General features: G+C 70.4%; 16 protein-coding genes. 12 read left to right on the top strand and 4 right to left on the bottom strand.

Going from position 1 to position 19,197, the window contains the following annotated elements; genetic code table 11:
• Nucleotides 1–72: 72 nt before the first annotated feature.
• Nucleotides 73–234, bottom strand: a complete 162-nt coding sequence (locus AC2XR2_RS10520; RefSeq protein WP_449348960.1) for a hypothetical protein — start codon at nt 232–234, stop codon at nt 73–75.
• Between the two features lie 247 nt (nt 235–481).
• On the opposite strand from AC2XR2_RS10520, the gene AC2XR2_RS10515 reads away from it, so the two are divergent.
• The 12 genes from AC2XR2_RS10515 (at nt 482) to pgi (ending at nt 15,705) form a co-directional block, all read left to right on the top strand.
• Nucleotides 482–1,156, top strand: coding sequence for a response regulator transcription factor (locus AC2XR2_RS10515; RefSeq protein WP_330267690.1), 675 nt, complete (start codon nt 482–484; stop codon nt 1,154–1,156).
• Nucleotides 1,157–1,422: 266 nt separating this feature from the next.
• Nucleotides 1,423–3,480 carry an excinuclease ABC subunit UvrC gene (gene uvrC, locus AC2XR2_RS10510; RefSeq protein ID WP_381298726.1) on the top strand — a complete coding sequence of 686 codons (2,058 nt, stop codon included), beginning with the start codon at nt 1,423–1,425 and terminating at the stop codon, nt 3,478–3,480.
• Nucleotides 3,477–4,436 (top strand): RNase adapter RapZ, encoded by a 960-nt coding sequence (gene rapZ / locus AC2XR2_RS10505; RefSeq protein ID WP_381298727.1) that lies wholly within the window; start codon nt 3,477–3,479, stop codon nt 4,434–4,436. Before uvrC ends, rapZ begins: the two co-directional genes overlap by 4 nt.
• Entirely contained in the window at nt 4,433–5,500 is a 1,068-nt protein-coding gene (locus AC2XR2_RS10500; RefSeq protein ID WP_123759999.1) for a gluconeogenesis factor YvcK family protein, read from the top strand. Before rapZ ends, AC2XR2_RS10500 begins: the two co-directional genes overlap by 4 nt.
• A complete protein-coding gene (gene whiA, locus AC2XR2_RS10495) occupies nt 5,491–6,480 on the top strand; it encodes a DNA-binding protein WhiA (RefSeq protein WP_031057649.1) in 990 nt (329 codons plus the stop codon). Before AC2XR2_RS10500 ends, whiA begins: the two co-directional genes overlap by 10 nt.
• Nucleotides 6,481–6,641: 161 nt before the next feature.
• Entirely contained in the window at nt 6,642–9,593 is a 2,952-nt protein-coding gene (locus AC2XR2_RS10490; protein ID WP_381298728.1) for a M14 family metallopeptidase, read from the top strand.
• 213 nt (nt 9,594–9,806) lie between these two features.
• Nucleotides 9,807–10,814, top strand: a complete 1,008-nt coding sequence (gene gap / locus AC2XR2_RS10485; protein ID WP_030318674.1) for a type I glyceraldehyde-3-phosphate dehydrogenase — start codon at nt 9,807–9,809, stop codon at nt 10,812–10,814.
• Nucleotides 10,815–10,939: 125 nt separating this feature from the next.
• Nucleotides 10,940–12,151 (top strand): phosphoglycerate kinase, encoded by a 1,212-nt coding sequence (locus AC2XR2_RS10480; protein WP_491514876.1) that lies wholly within the window; start codon nt 10,940–10,942, stop codon nt 12,149–12,151.
• Nucleotides 12,152–12,157: 6 nt separating this feature from the next.
• On the top strand, nt 12,158–12,934 hold the full coding sequence (gene tpiA / locus AC2XR2_RS10475; protein ID WP_381298730.1) for a triose-phosphate isomerase: 777 nt from the start codon (nt 12,158–12,160) through the stop codon (nt 12,932–12,934).
• A gap of 103 nt (nt 12,935–13,037) precedes the next feature.
• Nucleotides 13,038–13,268, top strand: a complete 231-nt coding sequence (secG, locus tag AC2XR2_RS10470) for a preprotein translocase subunit SecG (protein WP_123759995.1) — start codon at nt 13,038–13,040, stop codon at nt 13,266–13,268.
• Between the two features lie 215 nt (nt 13,269–13,483).
• The gene (locus AC2XR2_RS10465) at nt 13,484–13,819 is read left to right on the top strand and encodes an RNA polymerase-binding protein RbpA (protein WP_003976875.1); all 336 of its coding nucleotides are present in this window, start codon (nt 13,484–13,486) and stop codon (nt 13,817–13,819) included.
• Nucleotides 13,820–14,049: 230 nt separating this feature from the next.
• Complete coding sequence (gene pgi / locus AC2XR2_RS10460) at nt 14,050–15,705, top strand: glucose-6-phosphate isomerase (RefSeq protein WP_491514875.1); 1,656 nt, start codon at nt 14,050–14,052, stop codon at nt 15,703–15,705.
• Nucleotides 15,706–15,779: 74 nt separating this feature from the next.
• On the opposite strand, the gene pgl is transcribed toward pgi, so the two are convergent.
• From pgl to zwf, 3 genes are read right to left on the bottom strand one after another with little or no spacing between them, the layout of a single operon-like run.
• Nucleotides 15,780–16,562 carry a 6-phosphogluconolactonase gene (gene pgl / locus AC2XR2_RS10455; RefSeq protein WP_381298732.1) on the bottom strand — a complete coding sequence of 261 codons (783 nt, stop codon included), beginning with the start codon at nt 16,560–16,562 and terminating at the stop codon, nt 15,780–15,782.
• Complete coding sequence (opcA, locus tag AC2XR2_RS10450) at nt 16,559–17,677, bottom strand: glucose-6-phosphate dehydrogenase assembly protein OpcA (RefSeq protein WP_381298733.1); 1,119 nt, start codon at nt 17,675–17,677, stop codon at nt 16,559–16,561. Before opcA ends, pgl begins: the two co-directional genes overlap by 4 nt.
• On the bottom strand, nt 17,674–19,197 hold the full coding sequence (zwf, locus tag AC2XR2_RS10445; RefSeq protein WP_381298734.1) for a glucose-6-phosphate dehydrogenase: 1,524 nt from the start codon (nt 19,195–19,197) through the stop codon (nt 17,674–17,676). The genes opcA and zwf overlap by 4 nt, the downstream gene beginning before the upstream one ends.

Below are 19,197 nucleotides of genomic sequence, written 5' to 3'. Positions count from 1 at the left end.
GGAGTCCTGAACAGGGTGACGTCGCGTACGCTCCGGGCGGTCCCTGTCGGACGGAGAGGCATCCGTCCGGTCTCAGGGGCGGTCGGTTCCGCCGTTCCGTGCGGTCAGCAGGCGCTTGGCGCGCACGACGTCCGGATCCCTGGGGTCCAGGAGGTCGAGCGTGCCGTACGGCTCGTCCGGGTACCGGCGGGCACGGACCGGCCGCCGTCGCCGCTCGATCCTCGTCCGCCGCATGTCCCGCACCCTTCGGCCGTGAGACCCGCCGTCCCTCGCCCGGGGCGGCCGGCCCGACTGCATCTGCACTGCTTCGAGGATCGCCCGGACAGGTCCGCGCGTCGTCACGGCAGGCCTCCAATTCCGCTTCCGGCTAGCCGTAACGCCACCGGTGGGGCAGGCTGTCGGGGCGGGGGCGAAGGACGGGGCCAGGGGAGCCCCGACCTCGCGGAACGCACCGCGGAGGCCGCGCGAGGGGGCCGGGGTCATGGACGACACAGCGCAGCAGCCGGCACGGGGACGGGTCGTCCTCGCCGACGACGACATCCTGCTCAGGGAGGGCCTGGCCAGTCTGTGCGAGCGCGTCGGCTACCAGGTCGCCGGGCAGGCCGGAGACGCGGTCCGGCTGCTGGAACTGGTCGACGAGGAACGTCCGGAACTGGCGATCGTCGACATCAGGATGCCCCCGGACCACTCGACGGAGGGCCTCAAGGCGGCCCGCACGATCCGGGAACGCCACCCCGCCACCGGCATCCTCGTCCTGTCGGCGTTCGTCGAGGTCGAGGACGCGCTGGAGCTGCTGGCGAGCGGCCGCAAGGTCGGCTACCTGCTCAAGAGCCGGGTCACCGTCGTCGACGAGTTCATCGAGGCGCTGGAACGCATCCACCGGGGCGGCTCGGTCGTCGACCCCTCCCTGGTGCAGGAGCTGTTCTCCGCCCAGCGCCGCGACGACCCGCTCGCCCACCTCAGCGCCCGCGAGCGCGAGGTCCTCGCCCTCATGGCCGAGGGCCGCTCCAACGCGGGCATCGGCCGCCGCCTGTGGGTCACCGAGGGCACCGTCGAGAAGCACGTCCGCAGCATCCTCGGCAAACTCGCCCTCACCGAGGACACCGACGACCACCGCCGCGTCCTGGCGGTACTGACGTTCCTGGAGTCACGGTGAGCGGTGCCCCGGGGCGCGGGAGGGTCCGACCGCGCGGCGGAGACCCGGCGCATCGAGGAGGACGGCACCCTCCCTCTCACGGCCGCGGAGGCGCTCGACCTGGTCCGGGCCCGCGTCGCGGCCGGACATCCAGAGACCTGGCTGGTCAGCTCCGAGGAACGTGCGCTCGCGCTCGTGAGCAACGCCGAGCACGCGATGGTCTCCCTGCCCGACGACGAGTCCACAGGCCGGCCGGAGTGTCAGCGCTCGCCAGTAGGGTGTGAGACATGGCCGACCCCTCCAGCTACCGCCCCAAACCAGGGGAGATCCCGGACACTCCCGGGGTGTACAGGTTCCGCGACGAGCACCGCCGGGTGATCTACGTCGGAAAGGCGAAAAGCCTCCGTCAGCGCCTGGCGAACTACTTCCAGGACCTGGCGAGCCTGCACCCCCGCACCCGCACCATGGTGACCACGGCCGCGTCCGTGGAGTGGACGGTGGTGTCCACGGAGGTCGAGGCGCTTCAGCTGGAGTACTCCTGGATCAAGGAGTTCGACCCCCGGTTCAACGTCAAGTACCGCGACGACAAGAGCTACCCGTACCTCGCCGTGACGATGAACGAGGAGTTCCCCCGCGTCCAGGTGATGCGCGGCCAGAAACGCAAGGGCGTGCGCTACTTCGGGCCGTACGGACACGCGTGGGCGATCCGCGACACCGTCGACCTCCTGCTGCGCGTCTTCCCGGTCCGCACCTGCTCCGCCGGCGTCTTCAAGAACGCCGCCCGCACCGGCCGCCCCTGCCTCCTCGGCTACATCGGCAAGTGCTCGGCACCCTGCGTCGACCGCGTCTCCGCCGACGAACACCGCGATCTCGCCGAGGAGTTCTGCGACTTCATGGCCGGCCGCACCGGCACCTACATCCGCCGCCTGGAGCAGCAGATGGCGGACGCGGCCGAGGAGATGGAGTACGAGCGCGCGGCCCGGCTGCGCGACGACATCGGGGCCCTGCGCAAGGCCATGGAGAAGAGCGCGGTCGTGCTCGCCGACGCGACCGACGCCGACCTGATCGCGGTCGCCGAGGACGAGCTGGAGGCCGCCGTCCAGATCTTCCACGTCCGCGGCGGACGCGTGCGCGGACAGCGCGGCTGGGTCACCGACAAGGTCGAGGAGATCACCACCGGCGCCCTCGTCGAGCACGCCCTCCAGCAGCTCTACGGCGAGGAGAAGGGCGACTCGGTCCCCAAGGAGGTGCTGGTCCCCGCTCTGCCCGAGCCGGTGGAGCCGGTCCAGGAGTGGCTCGCCGAGCGCCGCGGCTCCGGCGTCTCGCTGCGCATCCCGCAGCGTGGCGACAAGAAGGCCCTGATGGAGACCGTGCAGCGCAACGCCCAGCAGGCGCTCGTCCTCCACAAGACCAAGCGCGCCTCCGACCTCACCACGCGCTCGCGTGCCCTGGAGGAGATCGCCGAGGCCCTCGACCTGGACAGCGCCCCGCTCAGGATCGAGTGCTACGACATCTCCCACCTCCAGGGCGACGACGTGGTCGCGTCCATGGTCGTCTTCGAGGACGGACTCCAGCGCAAGAGCGAGTACCGGCGCTTCCAGATCAAGGGATTCGCAGGTCAGGACGATGTCCGCTCGATGCACGAGGTGATCTCCCGCCGGTTCCGCCGCTATCTCGCCGAGAAGGAGAAGACCGGCGAGTGGGTGGACGACACCTCGGAGGACGGCGCGAACGGAGTGGCCGACCTCAAGGACGAGGACGGCCGCCCCAAGAAGTTCGCCTACCCGCCCCAGCTCGTCGTCGTCGACGGCGGCCGGCCCCAGGTCGCCGCGGCGAAGAAGGCACTGGACGAGCTCGGCATCGACGACATCGCCGTCTGCGGTCTCGCCAAGCGCCTGGAGGAGGTGTGGCTGCCCGACGACGAGGACCCGGTCGTGCTGCCCCGCACCAGCGAAGGCCTGTACCTTCTCCAGCGGGTCCGTGACGAGGCCCACCGCTTCGCCATCACCTACCAGCGCACCAAGCGGGCCCAGCGTTTCCGGTCGAGCCCGCTCGACGACGTCCCCGGCCTCGGGGACACGCGCAAGCAGGCCCTGCTGAAACATTTCGGGTCCTTGAAGAAACTACGATCCGCCACCATCGACCAGATCTGCGAGGTCCCCGGCATAGGCCGCAAGACGGCCGAGACGATCGCCGTGGCCCTCGCCCAGGCGGCCCCGGCCGCGCCCGCCGTCAACACGGCGACTGGAGAGATCATGGATGAGGAGGAACCCGGCACCACGGGTTCCGGTGGGGACCCCGTGACGGCGGGTGCCCCGGACGAACGACGGGGGCAGGAGACATGAATGTGAACGAGCACGAAGAACCACAGCACCAGAGCGGAGACGACACCCAGGTGAGCACGGGCGCACCCCACGACACCTCCGGAGTCCCGGAGGCGGCCATCCCGGAGCTGGTGATCATCTCCGGCATGTCCGGAGCCGGCCGCTCGACCGCCGCCAAGTGTCTGGAGGACCTCGGCTGGTTCGTCGTCGACAACCTCCCGCCCGCGCTGATCCCCACCATGGTGGAGCTCGGCGCCCGGTCCCAGGGCAATGTCGCCCGGATCGCCGTGGTCGTCGATGTCCGCGGCCGGCGCTTCTTCGACAACCTCCGCGAGTCCCTCGCCGACCTGGAGGCCAAGCACGTCACCCGGCGGATCGTCTTCCTGGAGTCCTCCGACGAGGCCCTGGTGCGCCGCTTCGAGTCCGTGCGCCGCCCGCACCCCCTCCAGGGCGACGGCCGCATCGTCGACGGCATCGACGCCGAGCGCGAGCTCCTGCGCGAGCTGCGCGGCGACGCCGACCTGGTCATCGACACCTCCAGCCTCAACGTCCACGAACTGCGCGCCAAGATGGACGCCCAGTTCGCCGGCGAGGAGGAGCCCGAACTCCGCGCCACCGTCATGTCGTTCGGCTTCAAGTACGGCCTCCCGGTCGACGCCGACCTGGTCGCGGACATGCGCTTCCTGCCCAACCCGCACTGGGTCCCGGAGCTGCGCCCCTACACCGGACTCAACGAGGAGGTGTCGGCGTACGTCTTCAACCAGCCCGGCGCCAAGGAGTTCCTCGACCGCTACGCCGAGCTGCTGCGCCTGATCGCGGCCGGCTACCGCCGTGAGGGCAAGCGGTACGTGACGATCGCCATCGGCTGCACCGGCGGCAAGCACCGCTCGGTCGCCACCTCGGAGAAGCTCGCCGCGCGCCTCGCGGCCGAGGGTGTGGAGACGGTGGTCGTACACCGGGACATGGGACGGGAATGACCGCACGTACTCCGCGGCTGAGCATGCTGCGCCGGGTCGTGCCCGAAGGGCGTGCGACCCGGCCCGTCGAGGCCCGCGGCGCGCGGCCCCGGCGGCGCGGTGCCCAGCCCAAGGTGGTGGCGCTCGGCGGCGGCATGGGCCTGTCCGCCTCGCTCGCCGCCCTGCGCCGGATCACCGGCGACCTCACCGCCGTCGTCACCGTGGCCGACGACGGCGGCTCCAGCGGGCGCCTGCGCGACGAGCTGGGCGTCCTGCCGCCCGGTGACCTGCGCAAGGCGCTGGCCGCGCTGTGCGGCGACGACGACTGGGGCCAGACCTGGGCCCGGGTCATCCAGCACCGCTTCCAGTCCAAGGGCGACCTGCACGAACACGCGGTCGGCAACCTGCTGATCGTCGCCCTGTGGGAGCAGCTCGGCGACCACGTGCAAGCCCTCGACCTGGTCGGCAGGCTCCTGGGCGCCCACGGCCGGGTGCTGCCCATGTCCGCCGTACCCCTGGAGCTCCAGGCGCTGGTCAAGGGGCACGACCCGGAGCGGCCCGAGGACGTGGACACCGTACGGGGACAGGCGACCGTGGCCCTGACCCCCGGCGAGGTGCAGTCGGTGCACGTGGTGCCGCACGACCCGCCGGCGGTGCCCGAGGCGGTGGAGGCGGTCCGGGACGCGGACTGGGTGGTCCTCGGCCCCGGCTCGTGGTTCTCCTCGGTCATCCCGCACCTGCTCGTGCCCGAACTCCTGGACGCGCTCACCCAGACGAAGGCGCGCCGGGTACTCTCCCTGAACCTCGCCCCGCAGCCGGGAGAAACCGATGGCTTCTCCCCGCAGCGTCATTTGGAGGTTTTGGGACGACACGCCCCTAAACTCGCCCTGGACGTGGTGCTGGCCGACCAGGCCGCCGTGCCCGACCGCGACTCCCTGACCGATGCCGCCAAGCGGTTCGGCGCCGCGGTCGAGCTGGCTCCGGTGGCCCGGCCCGACGGAACCCCGAGGCACGACCCGGAGCTGTTGGCCGCCGCGTACGACCGTATTTTTCGGATGCATGGAAGGATCGGCCCATGGCGATGACGGCAGCGGTGAAGGACGAGATCTCCCGGCTCCCCGTCACCCGGACCTGCTGCAGAAAGGCGGAGGTCTCCGCCATCCTGCGGTTCGCCGGCGGCCTCCACCTGGTGAGCGGGCGCATTGTGATCGAGGCCGAGCTGGACACCGCGATGGCGGCCCGCCGGCTCAAGCGGGACATCCTGGAGATCTTCGGCCACTCCTCCGAGCTGATCGTGATGGCACCCGGAGGGCTGCGCCGCGGCTCGCGGTACGTCGTGCGGGTCGTCGCCGGCGGTGACCAGCTGGCCCGGCAGACCGGCCTGGTCGACGGCCGCGGCCGGCCGATCCGGGGGCTGCCCCCGCAGGTCGTCTCCGGTGCCACCTGTGACGCCGAGGCCGCCTGGCGTGGCGCCTTCCTGGCGCACGGCTCGCTGACCGAGCCCGGCCGCTCCTCCTCCCTGGAGGTGACCTGCCCGGGCCCGGAGGCCGCGCTCGCGCTGGTCGGCGCCGCCCGCCGGCTGTCGATCGCCGCCAAGGCCCGTGAGGTCCGCGGGGTCGACCGCGTGGTCGTCCGCGACGGCGACGCGATCGGCGCGCTGCTCACCCGCCTCGGCGCCCACGAGTCGGTGCTCGCCTGGGAGGAGCGCCGGATGCGCCGCGAGGTGCGGGCCACGGCGAACCGTCTCGCCAACTTCGACGACGCCAACCTCCGCCGCTCCGCGCGCGCGGCCGTCGCCGCCGGAGCCCGGGTCCAGCGGGCCCTGGAGATCCTCGCCGACGACGTGCCCGAGCACCTCGCCGCGGCCGGCCGGCTGCGCATGGAGCACAAGCAGGCCTCCCTGGAGGAGCTGGGGGCGCTCGCCGACCCGCCGCTGACCAAGGACGCGGTCGCCGGCCGTATCCGCAGGCTCCTCGCGATGGCCGACAAGCGCGCCTCCGACCTCGGTATCCCGGGCACGGAGTCCAGCATCACCGAGGAGATGGCCGACAACCTGGTCGGCTGAGCCCACTCGACCTGACTGACCCTCACCACGCCGGTGCCCACGCCCATTCGGGTGGTGGGCACCGGCGTTTACGTATCCGTGAGGCGCTCTTGACTGGATCATGGAGTGTCATGAGCCTGGCATCTGTTCGCTGCTGTGGCGGACCACCGCAAGGGGGGCTCATGAGACGAAGAGCGAGACCGATCCTCGCTGTTGGCGCACTTCTGCTCGGCGGCGCGGGCATCGCACCCGTCGCCCAGGCCGCGCAGGGCGCAAGTTCTCCTGATCCGAACGAAGTCAAGGTCTTCCGTGCCGAGGTGACCAGCGCGCAGGTACCCCTGCTGCTGGCGGCCGGTCAGGACGGCCACGAACTGAGCGAGCAGGTACCCGCGAAGGGCACCGCGACGGTCGAGGTCTACCTGACCGACCAGGAGGCTCAGAAACTCGAGAAGAAGGGTGTCCAGCTCACCGAGCACACCCTGACCGCCAAGGCGGAAGCACGGGTCGAGAAGGCCGCCGAGGGCGTGTTCCGGCCGTACAGCGGAAGCGGCGGGCTCCAGGAGGAGCTCCTCGCCACCGCCAGGGCCAACCCCGGCCTCACCAAGGTCGTCTCCATCGGCAAGACCGTGAACGGCAAGGACATCCTCGCGCTCAAGCTGACCAAGAACGCGAAGAAGTCCAAGGACGGCGCCAAACCCTCCGTCCTCTACATGTCCAACCAGCACGCGCGCGAGTGGATCACGCCGGAGATGACCAGGCGGCTGCTCCACCACTACGTCGACAACTACAAGTCCGACAAGCGCATCAAGCAGATCGTCGACACCACCGAGCTGTGGTTCGTCCTGTCGGCCAACCCCGACGGCTACGACTACACCTTCCAGAGCGCCGACAACCGCCTGTGGCGCAAGAACCTCCACGACAACAACGGCGACGGCACGATCGCCGTGGGCGACGGTGTCGACCTCAACCGCAACTTCTCCTACAAGTGGGGCTACGACAACGAGGGTTCGTCCCCCAACCCCACCAGCGAGACCTATCGCGGTACGGCTCCGGGCTCCGAGCCCGAGACCAAGGCCCTGGACGCCTTCGAGAAGCGGATCGGCTTCACGTACGGCATCAACTACCACTCCGCCGCCGAGCTGCTCCTGTACGGGGTCGGCTGGCAGGTGGCCACCGACACCCCGGACGACGTCCTCTACAAGGCGCTCGCCGGCACCCCGGAGAACTCGGCGATCCCCGGCTACCGTCCGCAGGTCTCCTCGGAGCTGTACACCACCAACGGCGAGGCGGACGGCCACGCGTCGAACGTCAACGGCCTGGCGATGTTCACCCCCGAGATGTCGACCTGCCAGACCGCCTCGGGCATCGACCCCAACGACCAGTGGAACGCGGCCGACTGCCAGTCGGTCTTCAACTTCCCGGACGACGAGAAGCTGATCCAGCAGGAGTTCGAGAAGAACATCCCGTTCGCGCTGTCCGTCGCCGAGTCCGCGGCCCGGCCCGACCAGCCGAAGTCCTCGCTCGGCCTGACGGCCGCCGACTTCACCCCCAAGCCGTTCACCACGTCCTACGCGCGCGGCGCCGACCAGGAGGTCTCCGTCGTCGCCCGCAGGTCGGTGCGCGACAAGGAGCTCAAGTACCGCGTCAACGGCGGCCGTACGCACGACCGGGACCTCAGGGCCTGGAAGGGCGGCGAGACCTACGGCGGTGAGGACAACCTCTACTTCGACGAGTACCGGGCCAAGGTCGAGGACGCCGACCCGGGCGACACGGTCGAGGTCTGGTTCACCGGCCGGGCGAAGAGCGGGAAGCCCACCTCCAGCGCCCACTTCACGTACACGGTCGCCCAACGGCCGCGCGCGGACGTGCTCGTGGTCGCCGAGGAGGGCGCGACCGCCGCACAGGCGCAGACGTACGTCGACGCGCTGAAGGCGGCCGGCCGCACGGCGATCGTCTGGAACGTCGCCACCCAGGGCGCGCCCGACGCGCTCGGCGTGCTCGACCACTTCAAGTCGGTCGTGCACTACACGGGCGCCACCGTCCCGGGCAACGCCACCCAGCTCCAGCTGCGCGCCTTCCTCAACGAGGGCGGCAAGCTGATCGAGGCGGGCGAGCGGGCCGGCGGCAGCGTCGACCTGGGCGGCGGCACGCTGTCCAACGACTTCAGCCAGTACTACCTGGGCGCCTACACCCGGACCACCCTGCCGAACGCCACCGCCTTCCAGGGCACCGGCAAGCTCGCCGGATCCGCCGGAGCCCTCGGCGCCGCCCCCGGCAACCCGCTGGACGCGGCCGGCTCCTACAGCGTCACCTCGGACAACCTCCCGGTGGCGACCTTCCCGCAGTTCGCGAGCGCGGGAGCGGGCACCTACCCCGGCACCGCCAACCCCTACGGGCCGTACGAAGGCGCCTCCATGGCGGCCGTCACGCACAGCGACTACGCCTGGAACCGCCTCACCCGCACCATCGACCTCACCCAGGTCACCGCCGCGCAGGCACCCACGCTGCGCACCCGGATGCTCTGGGACACCGAGGAGGGCTACGACCACGCCGTCCTGGAGGCGCACACCGCCGGGGCCGACGACTGGACCACCCTCCCGGAGAAGAACGGCGCCACCACGAACGCCGTGCCCGCCGAGTGCGAGGCCGGGTTCTTCATCGCGGCCCACCCCGCGCTCAAGCGGTACCTGACCCAGACCGCCGCGGGCTGCACGGCCGGCGGCACCAGCGGCCAGTGGAACAGCCTCACCGGGGCCTCGGCCGGCTGGCAGGAGGTCTCCTTCGACCTCTCCGCCTACGCGGGCAAGAAGGTCGAGGTGTCCTTCAGCTACATCACCGACCCCGGCTCCGGCGGTCGCGGTGTGCTGCTCGACAACACCTCCGTGGTCGTCGGCGGCCAGGCCACCGAGACCGAGGGCTTCGAGACCTCGCTCGGCGCCTGGAGCGTGCCCGGACCGCCCGCGGGCAGTCCCGCGGTCGTGAAGGACTGGGCCAGGACCGGAGAGCTGTTCCGGACCTACGGCGCGGTCACCACGGACGACACCGTGCTGCTGGGCTTCGGCCTGGAGCACGTCACCGCGGCGGCCGACCGCACGGCCCTGATCCGCAAGGCACTCGCGGCCATCGGCGGGTGAACCGACGGTGACCCGGCGTAGTCGTACCGGGTGACCGGAGCTTTCGATCCGGGGCGGTCCGTACCCCTACTGGCGGGTACGGACCGCCTGCCCGTGTATGCGGCATCTCGATGTCACTCCGAAAGCCTCAGGGAGGTAGGGTCGGGGGTGGTCGGGGACATCCCATACAGCTCGCCGGTCTCACAACCGGCGTACCAACGAGGAGATCGGTTCGTGACGATCCGCGTAGGCATCAACGGCTTTGGCCGCATCGGTCGTAACTACTTCCGCGCGCTGCTGGAGCAGGGTGCTGACATCGAGATCGTGGCTGTCAACGACCTGGGTGACACCGCGACCACCGCGCACCTGCTGAAGTACGACACCATCCTGGGCCGCCTCAAGGCCGAGGTGTCGCACACCGCCGACACGATCACCGTCGACGGTCACACCATCAAGGTGCTGTCCGAGCGCAACCCGGCCGACATCCCGTGGGGCGAGCTGGGCGTCGACATCGTCGTCGAGTCCACCGGCATCTTCACGAAGAAGGCCGACGCCGAGAAGCACATCGCCGGCGGCGCCAAGAAGGTCCTCATCTCGGCTCCGGCCAAGGACGAGGACATCACCATCGTGATGGGCGTCAACGAGAACAAGTACGACGCGGCCAACCACCACGTCATCTCGAACGCCTCCTGCACCACCAACTGTGTGGCGCCGATGGCCAAGGTTCTCGACGAGAACTTCGGCATCGTCAAGGGCCTGATGACCACGGTCCACGCGTACACCAACGACCAGCGCATCCTGGACTTCCCGCACTCCGACCTGCGCCGCGCCCGCGCCGCCGCGGAGAACATCATCCCGACCACCACGGGTGCCGCGAAGGCCACCGCGCTGGTCCTCCCGCAGCTCAAGGGCAAGCTCGACGGCATCGCGATGCGCGTGCCGGTCCCCACCGGTTCCGCCACCGACCTGGTCGTGGAGCTGGAGCGCGAGGTCACCAAGGACGAGGTCAACGCCGCGTTCAAGAAGGCGTCCGAGGGCGAGCTCCAGGGCTACCTGTCCTACACGGAGGACCCGATCGTGTCCTCCGACATCGTCAGCGACCCGTCGTCCTGCACCTTCGACTCCTCCCTGACCATGGTCCAGGAGGGCAAGTCCGTGAAGATCCTCGGCTGGTACGACAACGAGTGGGGCTACTCCAACCGCCTCGTCGACCTCACGGTCTTCGTCGGCAACCAGCTCTGATCCACAGAGCAGGCACTTCGATGTGAGAGCAGGGCCCGGACGGCGCAGGGACGCGTCGCCCGGGCCCTGCCTCACGTGCAGAACCGCCCTCGTACGATCAGAGCACCCTCACCAGGAGTTCCCTCATGAAGACGATCGACGAACTCATCGCCGAAGGCGTGGACGGCAAGCGGGTCTTCGTCCGCGCCGACCTCAACGTGCCGCTCGCCGACGGCCGCATCACCGACGACGGCCGCATCCGCGCCGTCCTGCCCACCGTCAAGGCCCTCGTGGACGCGGGCGCCAAGGTGGTCGTGGCCTCGCACCTGGGCCGCCCCAAGGGCGCCCCGGACCCGGCCTTCTCCCTGCTTCCCGCCGCCGAGCGGCTCGGCGAACTCCTGGGCGCCCCCGTGGCCTTCGCCCAGGACACCGTCGGCCCCGCCGCCCACGACGCGGTGAACGGCCTCCAGCCCGGCCAGGTCGCGGTCATCGAGAACCTGCGCTTCAACCCCGGCGAGACCTCCAAGGACGACACCGAGCGCGGCGAGTTCGCGGACCAGCTGGCCGCCCTCGCGGACGTCTACGTCGGTGACGGCTTCGGCGCGGTGCACCGGGGGCACGCCTCGGTCTTCGACCTCCCGGCCCGGCTGCCGCACTACGCCGGCTACCTCATCGCCACCGAGGTCGGCGTCCTGAAGAAGCTCACCGACGACGTCAAGCGGCCCTACGTGGTCGTGCTCGGCGGCGCCAAGGTCTCCGACAAGCTCGCCGTCATCGACGAGCTGCTCGGCAAGGCCGACCGCATCCTCATCGGCGGCGGCATGGCCTTCACCTTCCTCAAGGCCAAGGGCCACGAGGTCGGTGCCTCCCTGCTCCAGGAGGACCAGATCCCGGCGGTCCTGGAGTACATCGAGCGCGCCGAGAAGACCGGCGTCGAGCTGGTCCTGCCGGTCGACGCCGTGGTCGCCCCCGCGTTCCCGGACCTGAAGACCAAGGCCCCGGCCGACGCCACCACCGTCGCCGCCGACGCCATCCCGGCCGACCGGATGGGCCTGGACATCGGCCCCGCGTCCGGCAAGCTGTACGCCTCGAAGATCACCGACGCCGCCACCGTGTTCTGGAACGGCCCGATGGGTGTCTTCGAGCACCCCGAATTCGCCGAGGGCACCAAGGCGGTCGCCCAGGCTCTCCTCGACTCCCAGGCCTTCACCGTGGTCGGCGGTGGCGACTCCGCCGCGGCCGTCCGCATCCTGGGCTTCGACGAGAACGCGTTCGGACACATCTCGACCGGCGGCGGCGCCTCCCTCGAATACCTCGAGGGCAAGACGCTCCCCGGCCTCGCCGCACTGGAGGACTGACCCCGCATGACCACTCGCACGCCGATCATGGCGGGTAACTGGAAGATGAACCTCAACCACCTCGAGGCCATCGCACACGTCCAGAAGCTCGCCTTCGCCCTCGCCGACAAGGACTACGAGGCCGTCGAGGTCGCCGTCCTGCCGCCCTTCACCGACCTGCGCTCCGTGCAGACCCTGGTCGACGGCGACAAGCTCAAGATCAAGTACGGCGCCCAGGACCTCTCGGCGCACGACTCCGGTGCCTACACCGGCGAGATCTCCGGCTCGATGCTGGCCAAGCTGAAGTGCACGTACGTGGCGATCGGCCACTCCGAGCGCCGCCAGTACCACGCCGAGACCGACGAGATCGTCAACGCCAAGGTCAAGGCCGCCTACAAGCACGGCCTCACCCCGATCCTGTGCGTCGGCGAGGAGCTGGAGGTCCGCGAGGCGGGCAACCACGTCACCCACACCCTCGCCCAGGTCGAGGGCGGTCTGAAGGACGTCCCGGCCGAGCAGGCCGAGTCCGTCGTCATCGCCTACGAGCCCGTCTGGGCCATCGGCACCGGCAAGGTCTGCGGTGCCGAGGACGCCCAGGAGGTCTGCGCCGCGATCCGCGCCAAGATCGCCGAGCTGTACTCGCAGGAGCTGGCCGACCAGGTCCGCATCCAGTACGGCGGCTCCGTCAAGGCCGGCAACGTCGCCGAGATCATGGCGCAGGCCGACATCGACGGTGCCCTGGTCGGCGGTGCCTCCCTGGACGCCGATGAGTTCGTCAAGATCGTGCGCTTCCGGGACCAGTGAGTAGGCCGTAGCGGCGATCCGTCGTACCCTTGCGGGGGCATGGCCCTGAAGGCCGTGCCCCCGTCGTTCATCCGAATCCGAGAGAGTTGGTCCAGCCGTGGTTTTGGGGTTCTCGATCGCCCTGATCGTCTTCAGCGGGCTGCTGATGCTGCTGGTGCTGATGCACAAGGGGAAGGGCGGCGGCCTCTCCGACATGTTCGGTGGCGGCATGCAGTCGTCCGTCGGTGGCTCCTCGGTCGCCGAGCGCAACCTCGACCGCATCACCGTGGTGATCGGTCTGCTGTGGTTCGTGTGCATTGTCGTACTCGGTCTGCTCATGAAGACGAACAGCTGAGCGGCCACGCCACACACAGCACGTACATTCCGCACGTAAGGCCCCATGTTCGGTACGCGCACCTGAGCGCGGCCTATCATGGGGCTTGCGTCTAGGTGTGGGGGCTGTAACTCCAATCACTGGACGCGCGTTGGGCCTTACGTAGACTGAGGCGCTCGCAACGAAGCGACAACGCCGACTCGCTTCGCGGCACCATCACGCAGGGAGTTACGACCGTGGCAAGTGGCAACGCGATCCGAGGTAGCCGGGTCGGGGCGGGGCCGATGGGCGAGGCCGAGCGGGGCGAGTCCGCGCCCCGGCTGCGCATCTCCTTCTGGTGCTCCAACGGACATGAGACGCAGCCCAGCTTCGCCAGCGACGCGCAGGTCCCCGAAACCTGGGACTGCCCCCGCTGCGGCTTCCCCGCCGGACAGGACCGGGACAACCCGCCGGACCCGCCGCGCACCGAGCCGTACAAGACGCACCTCGCGTACGTACGGGAGCGGCGCAGCGACGCGGACGGCGAGGCGATCCTCGCCGAGGCGCTCGCCAAGCTGCGGGGCGAGATCTAGGAGTCGAGTGCCGGCCGGACACCGAGGGGTGTCTGGCCGGAGGTGTTTCACCGCTTGAGCTGTTCCCCGGCTCGGCCTGTCCGTTGCTTTCGCCGTCCCGCTGATACCCGCGCTCCCTGCGCACGTATCTGTGGGTGCGGTCGGCGCCGCAGCCGTCACGGCTCGCGTCCCGCGTTGATCAACTAGGTTGGCACAGCAGGGACAGGCACGAAAGAAGGCTGAAGTCGGACATGAACGCAGACGGCCGTACCAGGCTCAACCGGACGCCCGAGTGGACCGCGCTGACCGAGCACCGCGAGGAGCTCGGCGAGGTGCGGCTGAGGGAGCTGTTCGCCGCCGATCCCGGGCGCGGCACCGGGTACACCCTGCGGGTCGGTGACCTGTACGTCGACTACTCCAAGCACCTGGTCACCGACGAGACCCTGCGGCTGCTGCGTGAACTCGCCGCCGCCACCGACGTGTTCGGCCTGCGGGACGCCATGTTCCGCGGCGAGCGGATCAACACGACCGAGGACCGGGCCGTGCTGCACACCGCACTGCGCGCCCCGCGCGACGCGGTGATCGAGGTCGACGGCGAGAACGTCGTCCCCGGCGTGCACGCCGTGCTCGACAAGATGAGCGACTTCGCGACCCGGGTCCGCTCCGGCGAGTGGACCGGCCACACCGGCAAGCGGATCAGGAACGTCGTCAACATCGGCATCGGCGGCTCCGACCTCGGTCCCGCGATGGCGTACGAGGTGCTGCGCGGCTTCACCGACCGCGACCTCACCGTCCGCTTCGTGTCGAACGTCGACGGCGCCGACCTGCACGAGGCCACCCGTGACCTGGACGCGGCCGAGACGCTGTTCGTCATCGCCTCCAAGACCTTCACCACCATCGAGACGATCACGAACGCCACCTCGGCCCGCGCCTGGCTGCTCGCTGAGCTGAAGGCCGGCCAGGAGGCCGTCGCCCGGCACTTCGTGGCACTGTCGACCAATGCCGGCAAGGTGTCGGACTTCGGCATCGACACGGCCAACATGTTCGAGTTCTGGGACTGGGTCGGCGGCCGCTACTCCTACGACTCGGCGATCGGCCTCTCCCTGATGATCGCCATCGGCCCGGACCGGTTCCGCGAGATGCTCGACGGGTTCCACCTCGTCGACGAGCACTTCCGCACCGCACCCGCCGAGTCCAACGTGCCCTTGCTTCTCGGCCTGTTGGGCGTCTGGTACGGCAACTTCCATGACGCGCAGTCGCACGCGGTGCTGCCGTACAGCCACTACCTGTCCAAGTTCACGGCCTACCTCCAGCAGCTCGACATGGAGTCCAACGGCAAGTACGTGGGCCGGGACGGACAGCCCGTGGAGTGGCAGACCGGCCCGGTGGTGTGGGGCACGCCCGGCACCAACGGGCAGCACGCCTACTACCAACTCATCCACCAGGGCACGAAGTTGATCCCGGCGGACTTCATCGGCTTCGCCGAGCCGGTCGACGGGCTCAGCGAGACGCTCAAGGCCCAGCACGACCTGCTGATGGCCAACTTCTTCGCCCAGACCCAGGCGCTGGCCTTCGGCAAGACGCCGGACGAGGTGCGGGCGGAGGGGGTCGCCGAGGAACTGGTCCCGCACAAGACGTTCCGGGGCAACCACCCGACGACGACCATCCTGGCCCGCGAACTGACCCCCTCGGTCCTCGGCCAGCTCATCGCCCTCTACGAGCACAAGGTCTTCGTCCAGGGCGCGATCTGGAACATCGACTCCTTCGACCAGTGGGGCGTCGAACTCGGCAAGGTCCTCGCCAAGTGCGTCGAACCGGCGCTCACCGAGGGCGCGGAGGTGCCCGGCCTGGACCCGTCGACCAAGGCCCTGGTGTCGACGTACCGGGAGCTGCGCGGGCGGCAGTAGGTGCTCCTCGCAGCGACGACGCCGGGCCCCTCGTGAGAGGGGCCCGGCGTCGACTGCTGTACGCGGGAACGGTGTTACGGCGTAGCCGGCGGATACAGCGAGCGGGGCAGCTGGGACGCCGCCGCCGAGTCCAGCAGCCACAGCGTGCGGGCCCGGCCGCGGGCGCCGGCCGCCGGGGCCTGGATCTCGCCCGCGCCGGACAGGGCGATCGCCGCCGCCTGCGCCTTGTCCTCGCCGGCCGCGAGCAGCCAGACCTCACGGGCCGCGCGGATCGCGGGCAGGGTGAGGGTGACCCGGGTCGGCGGGGGCTTCGGGGCGCCGTGCACGCCGACGACCGTGCGCTCGGTCTCCCGCACCGCGGGCAGCTCCGGGAACAGGGACGCCACATGCGTGTCCGGGCCGACGCCCAGCATCAGGACGTCGAAGGTCGGCACCGCTCCATGGTTCTCGGGACCGGCCGCACGGGCCAGCTCCTCGGCGTAGGACGCCGCCGCGGCCTCGACGTCGTCGCCGTGCGGACCGTCCGACGCGGGCATGGCGTGCACCCGCTTCGGGTCCAGCGGTACGGCGTCCAGCAGGGCCTCACGGGCCTGCGTGACATTGCGTTCCGGGTCGCCCTCCGGCAGGAAGCGCTCGTCGCCCCACCACAGGTCAAGGCGGCCCCAGTCGACGGCGTCCCGGGCGGGGGCCGCGGCGAGGGCGGCGAGCAGGCCGTTGCCGTTGCGGCCGCCCGTGAGGACCACCGACGCCGAGCCCCGGGAGGCCTGCGCGTCCACGATCTTCGTGATCAGACGGGCCGCGGCGGCCTGGGCCATCAGCTCCTTGTCGTGGTGGACGACCAGCTGCGGGGTGCTCACTTCGCCGCCTTTCCGTTCGCGGCCAGGCCGGAGGGGACCGGCTTCAGCGCCGGCGGCTCCGCCGCCTCCGGTGCGGGAGCTTGCGCGGGAGCCTCGCCGTCGGCCGGTTCTCCTTTGGCCGACGGTCCCTCCGACGAAGCCTCGGCAGCGGGTGCGACCTGCTCCTGCGCACCATCCGCGGGTCCGTCCGGCACGTTCAGCCGGTGCACCCCGAACCGCAGCGCGGAGGCGTACGTGTCGTCCGGGTCCAGCCTGCGCAGTTCCTCCGCGATCAGCTCGGCCGTGTCCCGGCGCTTGAGCGCCACCGCACGGTCGGGCTGCCCGTCGATGGACAGCGTGGCCAGGGAGCCGTCGGCCCGGTCCAGGGTGATCGGCCCGTTGCTGGTCTCCATGCGGACCGCGGTCAGTCCGGGCCCGGAGGACAGCGAACGCCGTACCGGCACGTCGAGACGGTCCGCGAGCCACATGGCGAGCAGCTCGCAGCTCGGGTTGAACTCCTCGCCCTCCACCTCGACCGCCTTGACCTCGACGCTGACCTGGTCCAGGGCCGCCGCCAGCATCGAGCGCCACGGCGTGATCCGGGTCCAGGACAGGTCGGTGTCGCCCGGGGTGTAGGTCCGGGCGCGGGCCGTCAGCTCGCGCACCGGCTGTTCGGAGGAGTAGGTGTCGGTGACCCGGCGCTGGGCGAGCGCCCCGAGCGGGTCCCCGGCCGGGTCGATCGGCGCGTCCACCGGCCACCACACGACGACCGGCGCGTCCGGCAGCAGCAGCGGCAGGACGACCGACTGGGCGTGGTCCGCGACCTCGCCGTACAGCCGCAGCACCACCGTCTCGCCGGTGCCCGCGTCCGCGCCCACCCGCACCTCGGCGTCGAGGCGGGACTGGGTGCGGTCGCGGGGGCTGCGCGACACCCGCTTGATGACCACCAGCGTGCGCGAGGGGTGCTCGCGGGACGCGTCGTTGGCGGCCTTCAGGGCGTCGTAGGCGTTCTCCTCGTCCGTGACGATGACGAGCGTGAGCACCATGCCGACGGCCGGTGTGCCGATGGCCCGGCGGCCCTTGACGAGCGCCTTGTTGATCTTGCTGGCGGTGGTGTCCGTGAGGTCTGTCTTCATGGCCGGCGCCAGCTCCGTCCCTCTCGTGCGAGCATCTCGTCCGCCTCGACCGGGCCCCAGGTCCCCGAGGGGTACTGGGCGGGCTTGCCGTGGGTGTCCCAGTACTCCTCGATCGGGTCGAGGATCTTCCAGGACAGCTCGACCTCCTCCGTGCGGGGGAAGAGGTTCGAGTCGCCGAGCAGGACGTCGAGGATCAGGCGCTCGTACGCCTCGGGCGAGGACTCCGTGAACGACTCGCCGTAGGCGAAGTCCATGGACACGTCCCGGATCTCCATCGAGGTGCCCGGCACCTTGGAGCCGAAGCGGACGGTGACGCCCTCGTCGGGCTGAACCCGGATGACGATCGCGTTGGAGCCGAGCTCCTCGGTGGCCGTCGTGTCGAAGGGGGAGTGCGGGGCCCGCTGGAAGACCACCGCGATCTCGGTGACCCGGCGGCCGAGCCGCTTGCCGGTGCGCAGGTAGAACGGGACGCCCGCCCAGCGGCGGTTGTCGATCTCCACCTTGATGGCCGCGTAGGTGTCGGTCTTGGAGTGGGGGTCGATGCCCTCCTCCTGGAGGTAGCCGACCGCCTTCTCGCCGCCCTGCCAGCCCTCCGCGTACTGTCCGCGCACGGTGGCCAGGGCCAGGTCCTTCGGCAGCTTCACCGCGCCGAGCACCTTGGTCTTCTCGGCCGCCAGCGCGTCCGCGTCGAAGGAGGCGGGCTCCTCCATCGCGGTGAGGGCCATCAGCTGGAGCAGGTGGTTCTGGATGACGTCACGGGCGGCGCCGATGCCGTCGTAGTAGCCGGCCCGGCCGCCGATGCCGATGTCCTCGGCCATGGTGATCTGCACGTGGTCCACGAAGGACCGGTTCCAGATCGGCTCGAACATCGTGTTGGCGAAGCGCAGCGCCAGGATGTTCTGGACGGTCTCCTTGCCCAGGTAGTGGTCGATGCGGAAGACCTGGTCCGGGGCGAAGACCTCCTCGACGGTCGTGTTGAGCTCCTCGGCCGACTTGAGGTCGTGGCCGAAGGGCTTCTCGATGACCGCGCGGCGCCAGGAGCCGCTCGACTGGTCCGCCAGCCGGTGCTTCTTCAGCTGCTGGATGACCACGGGGAAGGCGGACGGCGGCACGGACAGGTAGAAGGCGAAGTTGCCGCCGGTGCCCTGTGCCTTGTCGAGTTCCTCGATGGTGTCGCGCAGCCGCTCGAACGAGTCGTCGTCGTCGAAGGTGCCCTGGACGAAGCGCATCCCCTGGATGAGCTGCTGCCAGACCTCCTCGCGGAACGGCGTCCGGGCATGCTCCTTCACGGCGTCGTGGACGACCTCCGCGAAGTCCTCGTTCTCCCAGTCCCGCCGGGCGAAGCCGACCAGCGAGAAGCCCGGCGGCAGCAGACCACGGTTCGCGAGGTCGTACACCGCGGGCATCAGCTTCTTTCGGGACAAATCGCCCGTGACGCCGAAGATGACCAGGCCCGACGGCCCCGCGATACGCGGGAGCCGTCGGTCGGCGGGGTCACGCAGCGGGTTGCTGCTCGACAA

This window comes from Streptomyces sp. LS-MS-L19 (assembly GCF_058382285.1).
Note: the sequence above shows the minus strand (reverse complement) of the source record. Positions and strands in the feature narration are given on the sequence as shown.